This is a genomic window from Candidatus Spyradosoma sp. SGI.093, from assembly GCF_050314555.1.
In the GTDB taxonomy this organism is placed as follows: domain Bacteria; phylum Verrucomicrobiota; class Verrucomicrobiia; order Opitutales; family UBA953; genus Spyradosoma.
Genome location: NZ_JBNPNH010000003.1, coordinates 1 through 14702, shown reverse-complemented (window position 1 = coordinate 14702; position 14702 = coordinate 1). Strand labels below are relative to the sequence as shown.

Annotated in this window: 12 protein-coding genes; 10 read left to right on the top strand and 2 right to left on the bottom strand. The window is 63.4% G+C overall.

What is annotated here, in order from left to right; genetic code table 11:
• Window positions 1-69: 69 nt before the first annotated feature.
• Genes ACQREB_RS03970 through gspF form a run of 4 tightly spaced genes read left to right on the top strand, consistent with a single transcriptional unit; the run spans window position 70 to window position 5891 of the window.
• A complete protein-coding gene (locus ACQREB_RS03970; RefSeq protein ID WP_427765580.1) occupies window positions 70-1797 on the top strand; it encodes a GspE/PulE family protein in 1728 nt (575 codons plus the stop codon).
• A 47-nt stretch (window positions 1798-1844) separates the two neighbouring features.
• Complete coding sequence (locus ACQREB_RS03965) at window positions 1845-2930, top strand: type IV pilus twitching motility protein PilT (RefSeq protein ID WP_427765576.1); 1086 nt, start codon at window positions 1845-1847, stop codon at window positions 2928-2930.
• A gap of 19 nt (window positions 2931-2949) precedes the next feature.
• Complete coding sequence (locus ACQREB_RS03960) at window positions 2950-4632, top strand: GspE/PulE family protein (RefSeq protein ID WP_427765574.1); 1683 nt, start codon at window positions 2950-2952, stop codon at window positions 4630-4632.
• A 32-nt stretch (window positions 4633-4664) separates the two neighbouring features.
• A complete protein-coding gene (gene gspF / locus ACQREB_RS03955; RefSeq protein ID WP_427765571.1) occupies window positions 4665-5891 on the top strand; it encodes a type II secretion system inner membrane protein GspF in 1227 nt (408 codons plus the stop codon).
• 424 nt (window positions 5892-6315) lie between these two features.
• Here gspF and ACQREB_RS03950 read toward each other — a convergent pair whose 3' ends face one another.
• Complete coding sequence (locus ACQREB_RS03950) at window positions 6316-7818, bottom strand: potassium/proton antiporter (protein WP_427765569.1); 1503 nt, start codon at window positions 7816-7818, stop codon at window positions 6316-6318.
• Window positions 7819-8006: 188 nt separating this feature from the next.
• On the opposite strand from ACQREB_RS03950, the gene ACQREB_RS03945 reads away from it, so the two are divergent.
• Both ACQREB_RS03945 and ACQREB_RS03940 read left to right on the top strand, forming a co-directional pair.
• Window positions 8007-8642, top strand: coding sequence for a YdcF family protein (locus ACQREB_RS03945; RefSeq protein WP_427765566.1), 636 nt, complete (start codon window positions 8007-8009; stop codon window positions 8640-8642).
• A 4-nt stretch (window positions 8643-8646) separates the two neighbouring features.
• Window positions 8647-10137, top strand: coding sequence for a hypothetical protein (locus tag ACQREB_RS03940; protein WP_427765565.1), 1491 nt, complete (start codon window positions 8647-8649; stop codon window positions 10135-10137).
• Between the two features lie 132 nt (window positions 10138-10269).
• Here the strand turns inward: ACQREB_RS03940 and ACQREB_RS03935 are convergent, their stop codons facing one another.
• Window positions 10270-11436 (bottom strand): porin, encoded by a 1167-nt coding sequence (locus ACQREB_RS03935; RefSeq protein WP_427765563.1) that lies wholly within the window; start codon window positions 11434-11436, stop codon window positions 10270-10272.
• A 117-nt stretch (window positions 11437-11553) separates the two neighbouring features.
• On the opposite strand from ACQREB_RS03935, the gene ACQREB_RS03930 reads away from it, so the two are divergent.
• Genes ACQREB_RS03930 through dapB form a run of 4 tightly spaced genes read left to right on the top strand, consistent with a single transcriptional unit; the run spans window position 11554 to window position 14446 of the window.
• A complete protein-coding gene (locus ACQREB_RS03930; RefSeq protein ID WP_427765560.1) occupies window positions 11554-12342 on the top strand; it encodes an MBL fold metallo-hydrolase in 789 nt (262 codons plus the stop codon).
• Window positions 12343-12400: 58 nt separating this feature from the next.
• Complete coding sequence (gene hisA, locus ACQREB_RS03925) at window positions 12401-13129, top strand: 1-(5-phosphoribosyl)-5-[(5-phosphoribosylamino)methylideneamino]imidazole-4-carboxamide isomerase (protein WP_427765557.1); 729 nt, start codon at window positions 12401-12403, stop codon at window positions 13127-13129.
• Between the two features lie 43 nt (window positions 13130-13172).
• A complete protein-coding gene (locus ACQREB_RS03920) occupies window positions 13173-13679 on the top strand; it encodes an HIT family protein (protein ID WP_427765556.1) in 507 nt (168 codons plus the stop codon).
• A gap of 35 nt (window positions 13680-13714) precedes the next feature.
• Window positions 13715-14446 carry a 4-hydroxy-tetrahydrodipicolinate reductase gene (gene dapB / locus ACQREB_RS03915; protein ID WP_427765553.1) on the top strand — a complete coding sequence of 244 codons (732 nt, stop codon included), beginning with the start codon at window positions 13715-13717 and terminating at the stop codon, window positions 14444-14446.
• Window positions 14447-14702 lie beyond the last annotated feature (256 nt).

Below are 14702 nucleotides of genomic sequence, written 5' to 3'. Positions count from 1 at the left end.
CCTGTTCGGGAACGCCGAACGCCAACCAAAGTTTTTCCCCATCCAGTTCACAGATTTTCAGGCTCGACTATGATTTTTTCCGCCGACGATTACGTTGTTCAACTGATTCAGGACCGAGAGCTCGTGAGCCCCGACACGGTGGGCGTCGCGCGTCAGGAAGTGCTCGGACAAGGCACGCGCGAAAGCGAAGCGGACGAGGCCGTGCTCCGGCTGCTCGTCGAAAAAGGCTACACGACGTGGAAGGCGATTTCCTCCGCGCTCGCCGAAGAGTTCGACATGGAGACCGCGGATCTTTCGCAGGTGCGCCCGACGGACGAGGCGCTGCAGATCGTCGGGCAGGACGCCGCGCTGCGCTACAACGTGCTGCCGCTCCAGCTGGAAGGCTCGTTCCTGCTCGTCGTCATCGGCGACCCGCTGGCGATGGAGGCGATGGACGAGCTGGGGCGCCTCGTCGGCAAGACGCTCAATTTCAAGGTCGCGCCGCCGGACGAGATCAAGGAGGCGGTGCTCGCCGCCTACGATTCCGCGGGAACGCAGGGCGACGGCTCGCTGAGCGAGATTTTCGGAGACAATCCGAGCGGCTCGGACGTCAAGATTCCCGGGAACGACGACAAGAACGCGCGCTTGGAAGACGCGCCGATCATTCAGTACGTCAACAAGCTGATCACGGAGGCGATCCGTCGGCGCGCGTCCGATATTCACATGGAGCCGCTGGAGAAGCGTTTCCGCGTGCGCTACCGCATCGACGGCGTGCTGCAGGAAGTGGAGAATCCGCAGAAGCGCCTGCAGGCGTCGATCATCGCGCGCCTGAAGCTGATGGCGAACGTCTCGCTCGCGGAAAAGCGCATTCCGCAGGACGGCCGCATTCAGATCCAGGTCGGCGGGAAGGACGTGGACCTGCGCGTCTCGGTGCTCCCGACGGTTTACGGCGAATCGATCGTCATGCGTATTCTCGACAAGGAAGGGCTGAAGCTGGGGCTTCCGGAGCTCGGCTTCTTCTCCGACGACCAGGAGGTCTTCATGAAGATCATCACGGGCGCGGACGGCATCTTCCTCGTCACGGGACCGACGGGCTCGGGCAAATCGACGACGCTGTATTCGGCGCTCAACTACATCAACCAGCCGGACCGCAAGATCATCACGGTCGAGGATCCTGTCGAATACCAGATGGCGGGCATCAACCAGGTGCAGGTGCGTCGCGAAGTGGGCATGACGTTCTCGTCCGCGCTGCGTTCCATGCTCCGTCAGGCGCCGAACATCATCATGATCGGTGAAATCCGTGACTTGGAGACGGCGGAAATCGCGGTCAATGCGTCGCTGACCGGTCACATGGTGTTCTCGACGCTGCACACGAACGACGCTCCCGGCGCGGTCTCGCGACTCGTGGACATCGGCGTGAAGCCGTTCCTCGTCTCCGCGTCGCTGCGCGGCGTGCTGGCGCAGCGCCTCGTGCGCCGCATCTGTCCGGACTGTTCGGAATCCTACACGCCGACGGAAAAGGAGCTGATTTCGATCGGCATGACCGTCAGCGACCTTTCGGACACGAATTTCCGCAAGGGCCGCGGCTGCGTGAAGTGCCACGACACCGGCTACCGCGGGCGCCGCGGCGTGTTCGAGCTCTTCCTCGTGAACGAGGAGATCCAGGAAATGATTTACCAGAACGCGACGCTCGTCGATCTGCGCCGCAAGGTGCGCGACCTCGGCATGCGCACGATGCGCGAGGACGGCATCCGCAAGATCGCCGCCGGCATCACGACCATCGAGGAAGTGCTCTCGACGACGGTCAGCGTCGACTGAGCGTTCCCGCGGACACCAAGAAACGATACAGAAAGGCTTTTGAAAAAATGAATTATCTTTTGAACGATCTGCTCGACCTCGTGGTCGCCGAAAAAGCTTCCGACCTGCACCTGCACGTGGACCAGGCTCCCGTGCTGCGCATCGCCGGGAGCATGGTTCCCGTCGAAGGCGTTCCGCTGACGCCGGAGGACACGGAGGCGATGGTCAAGGAAATCACGCCGCCGCACCATCTGAAGCGCCTCGAGGAACTGGGCGGCTGCGACTTCGGCTTTTCCTTCGGGAACAAGGCGCGTTTCCGCGTCAGCTGCTTCAAGGCGCGCAGCGGCTTCGGCGACGCGAACGCCTACGGCATCGTGCTGCGCCAGATCCCGCACGACATGTTCACGCTCGAGCAGCTCGGGCTTTCGGACAAGGTGAAGTCGCTGCTCATGCGGCAGCGCGGGCTCATTCTCGTCACGGGACCGACGGGCTCGGGCAAATCGACCACGCTCGCGTCGATGCTCAACTGGATCAACGAGCACGAGGAGCGCCACATCATCACGATCGAAGACCCGATCGAATATTTCCACGAGCACAAGCGTTCCGTCGTCACCCAGCGCGAAATCGGGCGCGACGTGCCGACGTTCTCGGACGCGATCCGCGCGGCGCTCCGCCAGGACCCGGACATCATCCTCGTCGGCGAAATGCGCGACCTCGAGACGATCACCGCCGCCGTCTCCGCCGCGGAAACGGGGCACCTCGTCTTCGCGACGCTGCACACGACGGGCGCGGCGAGAACCGTGGACCGCATCGTGGACGCGTTCCCGGCGGACACGAAGGAGCAGATCCGCATGCAGCTCGCCTCGTCGCTCGTCGCCGTCATCTCGCAGGTGCTCTGCCGCCGCAAGGAAGGCGGGCGCGTCGCGGGCTACGAAATCATGGTCAACACGGACTCGACGTCCGCGCTCATCCGCGACAACAAGACCTACCGCATCACCTCGGAAATCCAGACCGGCGGCGCGCTCGGCATGCGCACGCTCGACGGGCACCTGTTCAACCTCGTCGAAGAGGGCGTCATCGAGCCCGCCGAGGCGATCACCTACGCGCAGGAGCCGGACGAAATGCGGCAGAAACTGCGCGAAATGAATTACTAACCCCCAACGCCACACCGTTATGTTTGACGAGCACAGCGAAGATCTGATCACCTACCTGAAGGACACCGGGAAAGTCACCGAGGAGCAGCTCAAGGAATGCTGGACGGAGCACGACGAAACCGGCAAGCCCTTCACGGACGTCGTCGAGGACAACGAATACTTCACGCGCGACGAGATTCTTGAAGTCGTCGCGGAGCGGATCGGCGTCTCCTGCGTTCCCGACGTTCCCGACGCCATCGACGCCAGCCTCATCCGCATCCTCAAGGCGGAGCAGGCGCACAAATACGGCATCGTGCCCTACAAGGCGGACGCGGACCAGATTTACTTTCTCGCCAAGGATCCCTTCAACTTCCCCGCGGCGCAGAACGTCGCGTTTCTGCTCGGCCGCGATTCCGTCGAATTCTCCGTGTGCAATCCTGCGAAGGTCGAGGACGCCATCATCAAGTACTACGGCGAAGAAAATTCGTCGATGGACGCGGTGCTGAGCGAAATCGAGGGGCTCGACCTCGGCGGGGACGACGAGAACGCGCTTTCCAATTCCGCCAATCAGGCGCCGATTATCCGCTTCGTGGACGTCGTGCTGCAGGAGGCCGTCAAGGCGAAGGCGTCCGACATTCACTTCGAGCCGTTCGAAGATCAGTTCCGCATCCGCTACCGCATCGACGGCGCGCTCTACGAAATGGCGCCGCCGCCGAAGTCGCTTGCGAACTCCGTCACCGCGCGCGTCAAGGTCATGTCCGGTCTGAACATCGCCGAGCGCCGCATTCCGCAGGACGGCCGCATCAAGACCACCGTCGGCGGGCGCCCGATCGACCTCCGTGTCTCCACGCTCCCGACGCAGTTCGGCGAATCCGTCGTGCTTCGTATTCTCGACAAGGGCGTCGTCAACCTCGACCTCGAAAACCTCACGATGACGGACGAGATCATGAGCGGCATCCGCGAGCTTGTGAACCGGCCGAACGGCATCTTCATCGTCACGGGACCGACGGGCTCCGGCAAGACGACGACGCTTTATTCCGCGCTCCGCGAAGTGAACACCGTGGACGTGAAGATCCTCACCGCCGAAGACCCGGTCGAATACGAGATCGAGGGCATCATGCAGGTGCAGATCAACCACCAGGTCGGGCTCACGTTCGCGTCCGCGCTGCGTTCCTTCCTCCGTCAGGACCCGGACACGATCATGGTCGGGGAAATCCGCGACCAGGAGACCGGCGGGATCGCCGTCCAGGCGGCGCTCACGGGGCACGTCGTGCTTTCCACGCTGCACACGAACGACGCGCCCGGCGCCGTCACGCGACTCGTCGATATGGGCCTGGAGCCGTTCCTCATCGCGGCGTCGCTCGAAGGCGTGCTCGGCCAGCGACTGCTGCGCCGCATCTGCCGTTCCTGCAAGACCGCGTACGAGCCCGACCAGGCCGTCATCAACATGCTTCAGGTCGATCCGCTCGAAATCGCCGAAAAGCAGTTCTTCTACGGCAAGGGCTGCTCCGAGTGCAACCGCACGGGCTACAAGGGCCGACAGGGGCTTTTCGAGCTGATGATGATCAACGACGCCGTCCGCGAGCTCATCACCAAGAAGGCGCCGACGCTCGTCCTCAAGCAGAAGGCGATCGAAAACGGCATGCGCACGCTGCGCGACGACGGGCTGCGCTGCATTTTTGACGGATTGACCACCATCGAAGAAGTCTTAAAGTATACCTAATTCAACCGTTCATCAGACACCCCTCCAAACCCATGGCAAAATTTAAATACAAAGCAATCGACGGCTCGGGAAAACAGGTTTCCGGCACCGTCGAGGCCGTCAACGAAGAGCAGGCGCGCGCCGCGCTCACGCGCAAGAGCCTCATGGTCTCCTCCATCGCCGAAGACGGATTTTCCTTCGGAAAGAAGTCCGGCAAGAAGACGCAGGCCTTCAACAAGAAGATCACGACGGAGCAGCTCACGGTCTTTACGCGCCAGCTCGCCACGCTGCTCCAGGCGGGCCTGCCGCTGCTGCGCGCGACGCAGATTCTCGCCGAACAGGAACGCGACCCGAACTTCAAGACCGCGCTCGACAACATCTGCGACAACATCCAGTCCGGCAATTCGCTCTCGGATTCGCTCTCGCAGTACCCGCGCATGTTCGACCGCCTTTACGTCAACATGATCAAGGCGGGCGAGGCCGGCGGCGTGCTCGACACCGTGCTCGACCGTCTCGCCTCGTTCCAGGAAAAGTCCGAACGCATCAAGAAGAAGGTCAAGTCCGCGATGGTCTATCCGTGCGTCGTCGTCACGGTCGCGGCGGTCATCGTCTACGTGCTGCTCACGTTCGTCGTTCCGTCCTTCCAGTCCATGATCGCGTCTCAGGGCGGCGATATGCCCGCGCTGACGGCGTTCGTCATGAGCATCGGCAACGCGCTCCGCGACCACTGGATCCTTACGCTCGCGATCATCGCCGTGCTCGTCTTCGGCATCCGCTTCATGTTCAAGAACCCGAAGATGACCGCGCTCCGCGACCGCGTGCTCTTCCGCATGCCGAAGATCGGCACGTTCCTGCAGGTCGTCACCGTCTCGCGCTTCTGCCGCACGTTCGGCACGCTGATGTCCTCCGGCGTCCCGATTCTGCAGGCGATGAAGATCACCACGGAAACGCTCGACAACGTCGTTCTTCAGGAGGCGCTCGAAAAAGTTCACGACCGCGTCCGCGACGGCGACACGCTCGCCGCGCCGCTCGAACAGGCGAAGGTGTTCCCGCCGATGGTCTGCTCCATGGTGCAGGTCGGCGAAGAAACCGGCCAGCTTCCGGAAATGCTCAACCGCGTCGCGAACAACTACGACGAAGAAGTGGACAACGCCGTCGGCGCGCTCACTTCCGTCATCGAGCCGCTGCTGATCGTCTTCCTTGCGGTCGTCGTCGGCACGATCGTCGTTGCGATGTTCCTGCCGATCATCTCCGTCATCAAGACGATGACCGGCGGCTGATTCCGCCGCGTTCCCGACGCGAAAACGCCCGCGAGGTCCCGCACCCCGCGGGCTTTTTTTGTGGAAGGGTAAGCGTCCCGCTTGCCCTCGGAAATCTGCGGATACAAACTTCTTTAACGCAAAGAACGCAAAGAAAAACCGCGAAGGTAAAGGAAGTTAAAGAAAGTTTATATGGGAAAGGCGGCTTTCCAACTGCTTCCTCGGAAATCCGCCCGCACAAACTTTTCCCGCAGATGACGCAGATTTTCGCAGATTTTTTGATAATAGGAGGGTAAGCGTCCCGCTTGCCCGACGAAATCCGCGGACGGAAACTTCAATCCCGCTTCGGCGGGGCGCTTCGCGGGGCCGGATCGAATCCCTTAAAATCCCCGAAATCCCTGTTTTTTCGCTCCCGTGCGCGCCGCCGTTCCGTCGCGTCCGCGTCTCATGCCTCAGCGCTCCCTTCCAGGCGTTCCCGCGCGGCGGCGAGGTGTTCCGGCGTGTCCGCCTGAATCCGCAGAATGTCGTCCGCCTCGAGCCGCGTCGCGCCGGTCGGCGTGAGAAAGCGGTTCTCGCGGCGGATCATGACGACGAGCGCGCCCCGAGGCAGCGCCAGCTCCGCGAGGGTTTTGCCGACGACGGACGCCGTTCCCGCGATCGCGATTTCGGCGTAGCCGGCGTCGATCGCCTCCGTCTCCTTGTCGAACGCGGAAGGCGCGGGCGCGCTTTCCTCGACCGTGAGCCCGAGCCGTTTCGCCGCGGCGAAAAGCGTCGTCCCCTGAATGACGAGCGAGGAGACCGAAATGAAGAACACGGTGTTGAAGATCATCTTCGCCGTCTCGGGATCGACGCCCGGCGTCGTCAGCGGAATCAGCGCGAAGACGATCGGCACGGCGCCGCGCAGCCCCACCCACGACGTGAACGCGAACACGCGCGCGCTCGGGCGGAACGGCGCGAGACACACGCCCACCGCGAGCGGGCGCGCGACGAAGATCAGGAAAAGCGAAATCAGAATGCCTCCCGCGGCGACGGATTTTATCGCCGAAACGTCCGCGAACAGCCCGAGCGTGAGGAAGAGCGAAAGCTGCATCAGCCACGCGAAGCCGTCGTAGAATTTCGTGATGAGCCGCTTGTGCACGAACGGCGCGTTGCCGAGGATCATGCCCGCGACGTAAACCGCGAGAAAGCCGTTCCCGCCGCAGGTCTTCGTCGCCGAAAACGTCAGCGCCGTCAGCGCGACCATCATCACGGGATAAAGCCCTTCGACGATCAGATTGATGCGGTTGATGAGCCGCACGAAGACGAGCCCGAAAAGCGCGCCCGCGAGCGCGCCGACGCCGAGATTCATCAGCACGGCGGGAACGGCCGTCCAGAACGCCGCCGGCGCTTCGCCTTGCCCGGACGCCGCGACGTGCGAGACCAGCGTCGCCGTGAGCACGTACGCCATCGGGTCGTTCGAGCCCGATTCCAGCTCCAGCAGCGGGCGCAGATTGTGCTTCAGCCCCGTGTTTTTGGAACGGAAGATCGAAAAGACCGACGCCGCGTCCGTCGAGGAGACGATTGCGCCCAGCAGCAGCGATTCCGCGAAGGAAAAATTCAGCGGCACGAAGTCCAGCTTCGAGACCGCGAAGATGAACGCGCCCAGAAAAAGCGCCGTCAGAAAAACGCCGAACGTCGCGAGAACGCCGCCGCGCACGGCGACGGGGCGCACGTCCGCGTATTTCGTGTCGAGCCCGCCGGAAAAAAGAATGAACACGAGCGCGAGCTCGCCGAGCAGACTGAGCGCCGCCGAATCCGTGAACGAGATTTTTTCGCCGCAGAGCAGACCGATCCCGAGGAAGAGCAGGAGCAGCGGCGCGCCGATCTTGTGCGTCGCCTTGCCGGCGAAGATGCTTCCCAGAAGCAGCAGCGAGCCGATCAGCAGATAATTGTCGGGCGTGAACGTCATAAACTGCGCGCAAGCATACGTGCTCCCGCCGAAACCGCAAACGCGGAATTTTTGGCGGGCGGGGCACGCGCCCGCTTGCCCGCGAAATCCGCTCTCGCAGAGATTTTACCGGAAGTTTCTGAAGCCGATGGAAGTTTCTTCCCGGAAAATAATTGGCTATTTGCGGCGCGATGCACGATAATGGCGGCATGAAGCTTTTTTCTCCCGAAGCCCGCAGGAAGTGGTGCCGCCGCGCGCTCGCGCTCTACGTCGCGGGAACGCTCGTCGCGGGCGTTCTCGTGCTCGCGGCGGCGTCGAGGCCGCTCGGCGACGCGCTCGAAGATCTGCAGCGCGTCGGCTGCACGCCGTTCGCGGAGCTGCGCGAAGCGGACGCGATCGTCATTCTCGGCGGCGACGAAGGCACGCGCGCGCTCGGCGCCGCGAAGGCGTTCCGCGCCGGGCTCGCGCCGCGCGTCGTCGTCAGCGCGGACGAGGATTTCCTGCTCGACGCGCTCGCGGCGGCGGGCGTTCCCGACGAGGCGATTTCGGTCGATCCGCTCGCGCGGCGCACCATCGACCACCCGCGCACGATCTGTCTCTTGCCCGGCGTCACGCCCGAGAGCCGACTCATCGTGACGAGCAGCCGCCTGCAGGAACGCCGCGCGAAATTTCTTTTCGAAAAGGCGGGCTTCCGCGACGTGCAGATTTATTCGATGGACGCCGACCGCATCGCGTTTCAGCGCCGGCATCCCGAAAAATTTTCGCGCGCGTTCTGGAGCTTCCGCCGCGCCGCCGAGCTCGGTTACGCCTACGCCGCATGGCTGAAATACTTCATCGTGGACTGAAAAAATGGACCGCATCGACCGCATTCTCAACCCGCCGAAAAACGTCATTCTGCGCCTGTGGCTCGCCGCGGCGATCATCGTCGCCGCCGTCTGGCTTTTCGTGACGTGGGACGAACGCTTCCGCGCCGAATGCGGGGACGAGCTCGTCGAGTTCGCCGTGCTCGGCGTCGAGGAAGGCGGGCGCATGCGCGAAAGTTTTTCGGGCGAGGATTTTTCCGTGCGCATGCGGCGGCTCGGGCTCTCGCTCACGGCGGCGCGCGGGGAAATGCGCAAAAAGCTCGCGACGGAATTTTTCGGGAACGAAGAGGCCGCCTCGCGCTTCGTCGCCGTTCCCGCCGTGTGGATCTACGCCCGCGGGCGCACGGACGAGGAGAAGGACCGCGCCTTCGAAAGCTACGGCAAGTCGCTGTTTTCGCGGGAACGCTATTGCTTTTCGCTGGCGGACGAAAGCGGATTTTCCGTGCAGATTTCGCCCGCGCTGTTCACGATTTTTCACGCCAAGACGGGCGAGGCGATCTGCGCGCTGCCCGTGCTGAACAAGCCGCCCGCGTCCGGCAAATTTTCGCTGAAGATCGAGGCGCGCGGCGGGAACGGGCTTTGGCGGACGCTCGGCGAAATCCCGTTTTCGTGCGCGCTGAAGGGCGGGAACGGCGCTCCCGCGGCGCCGCCGTCGCCGGTTTCGCCGAAAGAAACGCTCTCGGAAAGCGAGCTCGACGAGGCGTTTTCGCTGCCCGACCGCGTTCCCGCGAAGGCGGAGCTCGTCGAATTTTCGCTCCCGGAGCACGCGCGCTTTTTCTCGGAAAGTCCGGACCTTCACGACGCGTTCGCGCGGCTCGGCGTCGCGATCGAAGGCGACGAACGCACGCCCGCGCGCGCGTGGAGCGTCGAAAACGTCGCGATCGCCGCGCCCGCGGGCGAGGAGACGCGCTCCGTCTCCTGGGACGAGCCGGACGCGCTCGGCGTCAACGTGCGCTTCACCGACGGCGAGGCTTTCGAGACGCTGAAGGACGGCGTGCTGCGTTCGCCGCTCGCCAAGACGCTGTTCCCGGGCGCGGACGAGGCGTGGAGCGTGCGCGTCGCGCTCGTGCGCCGTTTCGCGTTCGCGCCGGAGGAAATCCGCTCTTTCAAAGAGCTGAAGCTTTCCCGCGTGCCGACGACGCTCGAATTCGCGGGAACGCGCGTCCGCGTCCGCGCCTACGCGGAGAAAAAATACTACCGCACGCTCGCGAACGGCATGCCCGCGCTCGTGCTCGAAATCGAGGGCGCTGCGGATCTTTCCGCGCCCGGCGCGCTGTTCTGGCAGCCCTTCCGCGTGCGCACGGACGCGGGCGAGGAGTTGCTGCCCGAGAGCGTCGTGCGCGTGCGTCCCGGCGTGCGGCAGTACTGGTATCTGCCCGAGCGCAAGACGGAAAAGCTTCGCGTCGATTACGCGGTCTCGCGCGCGGCGATTCTTTCCGCCGAGGTCGTCCCCGAAATCCGCGGCCGCGAACTTTGATGCGCGTCCGGCGGGGATTTTCCGGAGACCGCCTTGAAGAAATCAGAGTACGCGGGAACGGGAAGAGAAAGCCCGTTCGAATGAAATTTTCGAGGGGACGGCGGCAGCGTCGTCCCCTCGAAGGGCTTGCGGTCAGAAGGAGACCTGGAGCATCGTGCGGAAGGAGAAGGAATCGTCCGCGTGAGCGCCTTGTCCGAAGTAGTGGCCGTATTCGAAGCCGGCGGCGAGCTTCACGTACTTGTTGAAGTAGTAGTTCGCGCCCGCGTAGTAGGTCGTCGCGTTGTCGTGGTTCCCGCTTGCTGGAACGCGGTTCTGGATGTTCGCGTTCACGACGCCGGAATCCGTGTTCAGGTAGGTGAAGCGCACGGCGGGCTCGAGGCCGCATTCGAGGCGGTAGGCGGCGGTGAGATTCAGACCGTAGAACGAATGCAGATCCGCGGCGCTCTCGCCGTCGATGTAATACGCGTCGGCGAGCAGCGTCAGCCCGCCGTCCGTGAACTGCACGTAAGGCTCGATGCCGTACACCGTGCCTTTGTTCGTGCTCGCGCCGCTTTCGCCGTCGTTTCCGAAGTTCACCGTGCCGTTGAGCCCGAAGTAGAGCTTCGCGTCGCCGTCGAGCTTCATCGTGTAGCCGACGTTGCCCGTGAGCGCGAGGTCGTTGGAGCGGCTGTCGTAGTCCTTGTCCACGGCGTTCGTGAGCGAGACGCCGTAGTCGATCGCCTCGTCGAGCTTGCCGTCCCAGAACACGCCGATGTGGTAGCCGGCGAGGCCTTTCGCGTATTTGTTCCCGCTGACGAAATTGGAGTTGAGAGAGCGCTCGAGGCAGAGGAATTTCGACGAGGGCGAATATTCTTCGTGCATGAAGTGCGTCTTCTTGTGGCCGACGGTCAGCGTTCCCGCGTCGAATTTGCGCGAGATGATCGCCGTGTCGATGTAGTCGTTGTAATTGCTTCCGCCGTTCGCGGTGCTGTCGAACTCATAGACGATCTTCGCGCTCCAGGCGTCGCCGACGTCGGCGGAGACGCCGATGCTGGAACGGCGGATCGAGAAGCCGTTCTGGTCGGACGCCTTTGCGCCGCTCGCGTTCGCGTAAACGTACTGCGCCTGGACGAGACCGGAGACCTTGACCTTGATTTTGTCGGCGGAGGGAAGCTCGGGAAGTTCGAGCACGATTTTCGTGCCGCCGCTCTTTTCGGGAGCGGGCGCGGGAGCCGCGACGTTCGTCTGCTCCTGCGCGAAAGCCGTTCCGGCCGCGAGCAGCGCGGCGCACGAGATGAGGAATTTCTGTTCTGATTTCATAAGGGAATCGTGAATTTTCAGTTAAAACGTGCGCGGATTCTACGGGCTCGCGCGCCGCTTGGAAACATTCTTTTTGCTTCGCGGGCCCGCGCGCGCGGTGGTAGATTCGCGGGAATCATGGAGCTTTTGTTTTTGGGCACGGGAACGTCGCAGGGCGTTCCGATGATCGAGTGGGAACGCGACTGCGCGGGCTTCGACGCGTCGAATCCGAAGAATTTCCGCGGGCGCTCGTGCGCGCATCTCGTCGCGGACGGCGCGCACGTGCAGATCGACGCGGGACCGGAATTCCGCGTCGCGTGCATCCGCGAGCGCGTTCCCGCCGTGGACTTCTTTTTTCTGACGCACGAGCATTCCGACCACATTCTCGGCATGGAGGATCTGCGCCGCTACTGCGCGCTGCGCGGCGGCGAGGCGATTCCGGTGTTTTCGACGCCGGGCGGCGTCGCGCGCGTGGAGACGCTTTTCGACTACGCGATCCGCGAACGCGCTTCCGACGGCTACGTCGCGCTGCAGCCGCGCGTCGCGCCGGAGCGCTTCGAGCTGCCCGCGGGAACGCGCGTCGAGACGACGACGCTGCCGCACGGGAAGAAGATTTCGACGCTCGGCCTCGTCTTCACCGAAAAATCGAGCGGCAAAAAACTCGCGTATTACACGGACTGCCGCGAAGTGCCCGACGCCGCGGTCGAGCTCGCGCGCGGCGCGGACGTGCTCGTGATCGACGGTCTGCGCCCGAAGCCGCATCCGACGCATCTTTCCGTGCAGGAGGCGGTGGAAGTCTCGCGCAGAATCGGCGCGGCGCGCACGTTTCTCATCCACATGACGTGGCAGGTCGATCACGCCGAATGGAGCGCGAAACTGCCCGCGGGCGTCGAGCTCGCCTACGACGGTCTGCGCGTGGAAGTCTGAACGCGCGCCGCCTTTTTAAAGGTTGGATAATTCCGCCGCGCGGACTAATAATGGCGGCATGAACATTTATCCGGCAATCGACATTCAGGGCGGGCACTGCGTCCGTCTGCGCCAGGGACTGGCGAACGAATCCACGCGCTATTTCGAAGATCCCGCCGAGCCGGCGAAGGCGTTCGCGGACGCCGGGAGCGCCTGGATTCACGTCGTCGATCTGGACGGCGCCTTCGAGGGCGCGCCGAAGAATCTCGCCGCGCTCGAGCGCATCGCCGCGACCGGGCTCAAGGTCGAATTCGGCGGCGGTCTGCGCACCGCGGAAAACGTCCGCGCCGTGCTCGACGCGGGAGCGGCTCGCGCGATCGTCGGCACCAAGGCGGCGCACGACGACGCTTTCGTCGCCGAGCTCGTCGCGCGTTTCGGCGGCGAGAAAATCGCCGTCGGCATCGACGCGAAAAACGGCTTCGTCGCCGTCAAGGGCTGGGTGGACGTGACGACGCGCCGCGCGACGGAGCTCGCGGGAACGGCCGCGCGGCTCGGAGTGAGCACGATCATCTACACGGACATCGCGACCGACGGCATGCTCAAAGGACCGAATTTCTCGGCGCTGGAGGAGATGCTGCGCAGCACGTCCGCGAACGTCGTCGCCTCCGGAGGCGTGTCGCGGCGCGAGGACGTCGTGCGGCTCCGCGGGCTCGCGGAAACGTACGCGAATCTCGACGGCGCGATCGTCGGCAAGGCGATTTACGAAAAGCGCGTCGATCTGCGCGATCTACTGGAAATCGCGCGCTGAAGCGGTTTCTCCGCGCGTCCGAATCCTTGTTTTTTTTGTAATCATGAATCACTTACATCCTTACTGGCGCATGGCGTACATTCAGGCGAACAAGTCCGGTCCGAAGTGGGCGGATCCGTTCGCGGAAATTCCGAATCAGGCGGACGAAAAGGAAGTCCATCTGATCTATCGCGGCAAGACGTGCTACATCGTCATGAACGCGTTCCCGTACAACGCGGGTCATCTGCTCGTCACGCCCTATCGCGCCGTTCCCGCGCTCGCGGATCTTTCCGCCGAAGAGCGCGCGGAGCTGGTGGATCTCGTCGTGCTCGGCGAAAAGATTCTGAGCGACGCGCTCAAGCCCGACGGCTTCAACGTCGGCTTCAATTTCGGCGCGGCGGCGGGCGCGGGCATTCCGCAGCATCTGCACTGTCACATCGTTCCGCGCTGGGAGGGCGACAGCAATTTCATGCCGGTCATTTCCGACACGCGGACGCTCGTGGAATCCATGGATTCCATGTGGGAGCGGCTGAAGAAGTTCACGCCGGCGCACGGAACTTTCGCCGGTTGAAAAACGCGCGGCAACATGATTAAAGAGGATTACTTATGAAAATCTTGGTCAACGGCTACAAGGGACGAATGGGGCAGGCGATTCTCACCGCGGCGCAGAACGCGGGCGCGGAAGTCGTCGCGAAATGCGACGTGGGCGAAACGTTCACGGCGGAAGCGGTCGCGGCGTGCGACGTCGCGATCGATTTTTCGTTTCACGAAGTGACGCCGGCGCTCGCGGAGGCGTGCGCGGCCGCGGGCAAGCCGCTCGTCGTCGGCACGACGGGGCACACGGCGGAGGAGCGTTCCCGCATCGAAGCGGCGGCGAAAAAAATCCCGATCGTCTGGGCGGGCAATTATTCCGTCGGCGTGAACGTGCTGAACTGGCTCGTCGGCAAGGCGGCGAAGCTGCTCGATCCGTCGTTCGAAATCGAAGTCTTCGAAATGCACCATCGGCACAAGAAGGACGCGCCTTCGGGCACGGCAGAAAAGCTGCTCGCGGTCGTCGAGGCGGCGCGCGGGCTGGACAAGTCCGCGGAGCGCCACGGACGCGCGGGGCTGGTCGGCGAGCGTTCCCGCGAGGAAATCGGCGTGCACGCGCTGCGCGGCGGGAGCGTCGTCGGCGACCATACGGTGATTTTCGCGGGCGAGGGCGAGCGCGTGGAACTGACGCACAAGGCGGAGTCGCGCGCGATTTTCGCGAATGGTGCCGTTCACGCGGCGGGCTGGGTCGTCGGCAAGGATCCGGCGGTTTACGGCATGGAAGCCGTTCTCGGACTGGAAGGCTGATTCACGCCTGTCCGCTTTGAAATCCGCCGCGCGAATCGCGGCGGATTTTTTTGAGCCTTCCTTCTGGACAATTTGTAATTAAAATTCAGATACGCATATCATCATTTGAATCCGAATGTTTTTTTGTCCTTTCCGTCCTTTCGGTCCTTTTGGGGGTTGGTTCAGAGTGTTCGGGAGTGTTTTGGTGTGTCCGGGGGCGCCTAGGGGTGTTTTGGTGGAGTTTTTGCTGGGTTGCGGGCGAGTGTTTCTAAAAATT

Bases quoted from the DNA above. Each gene is read 5' to 3' on its own strand.
- ACQREB_RS03970 (WP_427765580.1), top strand. From the start codon at position 70: ATGATTTTTTCCGCCGACGATTACGTTGTTCAACTGATTCAGGACCGA.
- ACQREB_RS03965 (WP_427765576.1), top strand. From the start codon at position 1,845: ATGAATTATCTTTTGAACGATCTGCTCGACCTCGTGGTCGCCGAAAAA.
- ACQREB_RS03960 (WP_427765574.1), top strand. From the start codon at position 2,950: ATGTTTGACGAGCACAGCGAAGATCTGATCACCTACCTGAAGGACACC.
- gspF (WP_427765571.1), top strand. From the start codon at position 4,665: ATGGCAAAATTTAAATACAAAGCAATCGACGGCTCGGGAAAACAGGTT.
- ACQREB_RS03950 (WP_427765569.1), bottom strand. From the start codon at position 7,818: ATGACGTTCACGCCCGACAATTATCTGCTGATCGGCTCGCTGCTGCTT.
- ACQREB_RS03945 (WP_427765566.1), top strand. From the start codon at position 8,007: ATGAAGCTTTTTTCTCCCGAAGCCCGCAGGAAGTGGTGCCGCCGCGCG.
- ACQREB_RS03940 (WP_427765565.1), top strand. From the start codon at position 8,647: ATGGACCGCATCGACCGCATTCTCAACCCGCCGAAAAACGTCATTCTG.
- ACQREB_RS03935 (WP_427765563.1), bottom strand. From the start codon at position 11,436: ATGAAATCAGAACAGAAATTCCTCATCTCGTGCGCCGCGCTGCTCGCG.
- ACQREB_RS03930 (WP_427765560.1), top strand. From the start codon at position 11,554: ATGGAGCTTTTGTTTTTGGGCACGGGAACGTCGCAGGGCGTTCCGATG.
- hisA (WP_427765557.1), top strand. From the start codon at position 12,401: ATGAACATTTATCCGGCAATCGACATTCAGGGCGGGCACTGCGTCCGT.
- ACQREB_RS03920 (WP_427765556.1), top strand. From the start codon at position 13,173: ATGAATCACTTACATCCTTACTGGCGCATGGCGTACATTCAGGCGAAC.
- dapB (WP_427765553.1), top strand. From the start codon at position 13,715: ATGAAAATCTTGGTCAACGGCTACAAGGGACGAATGGGGCAGGCGATT.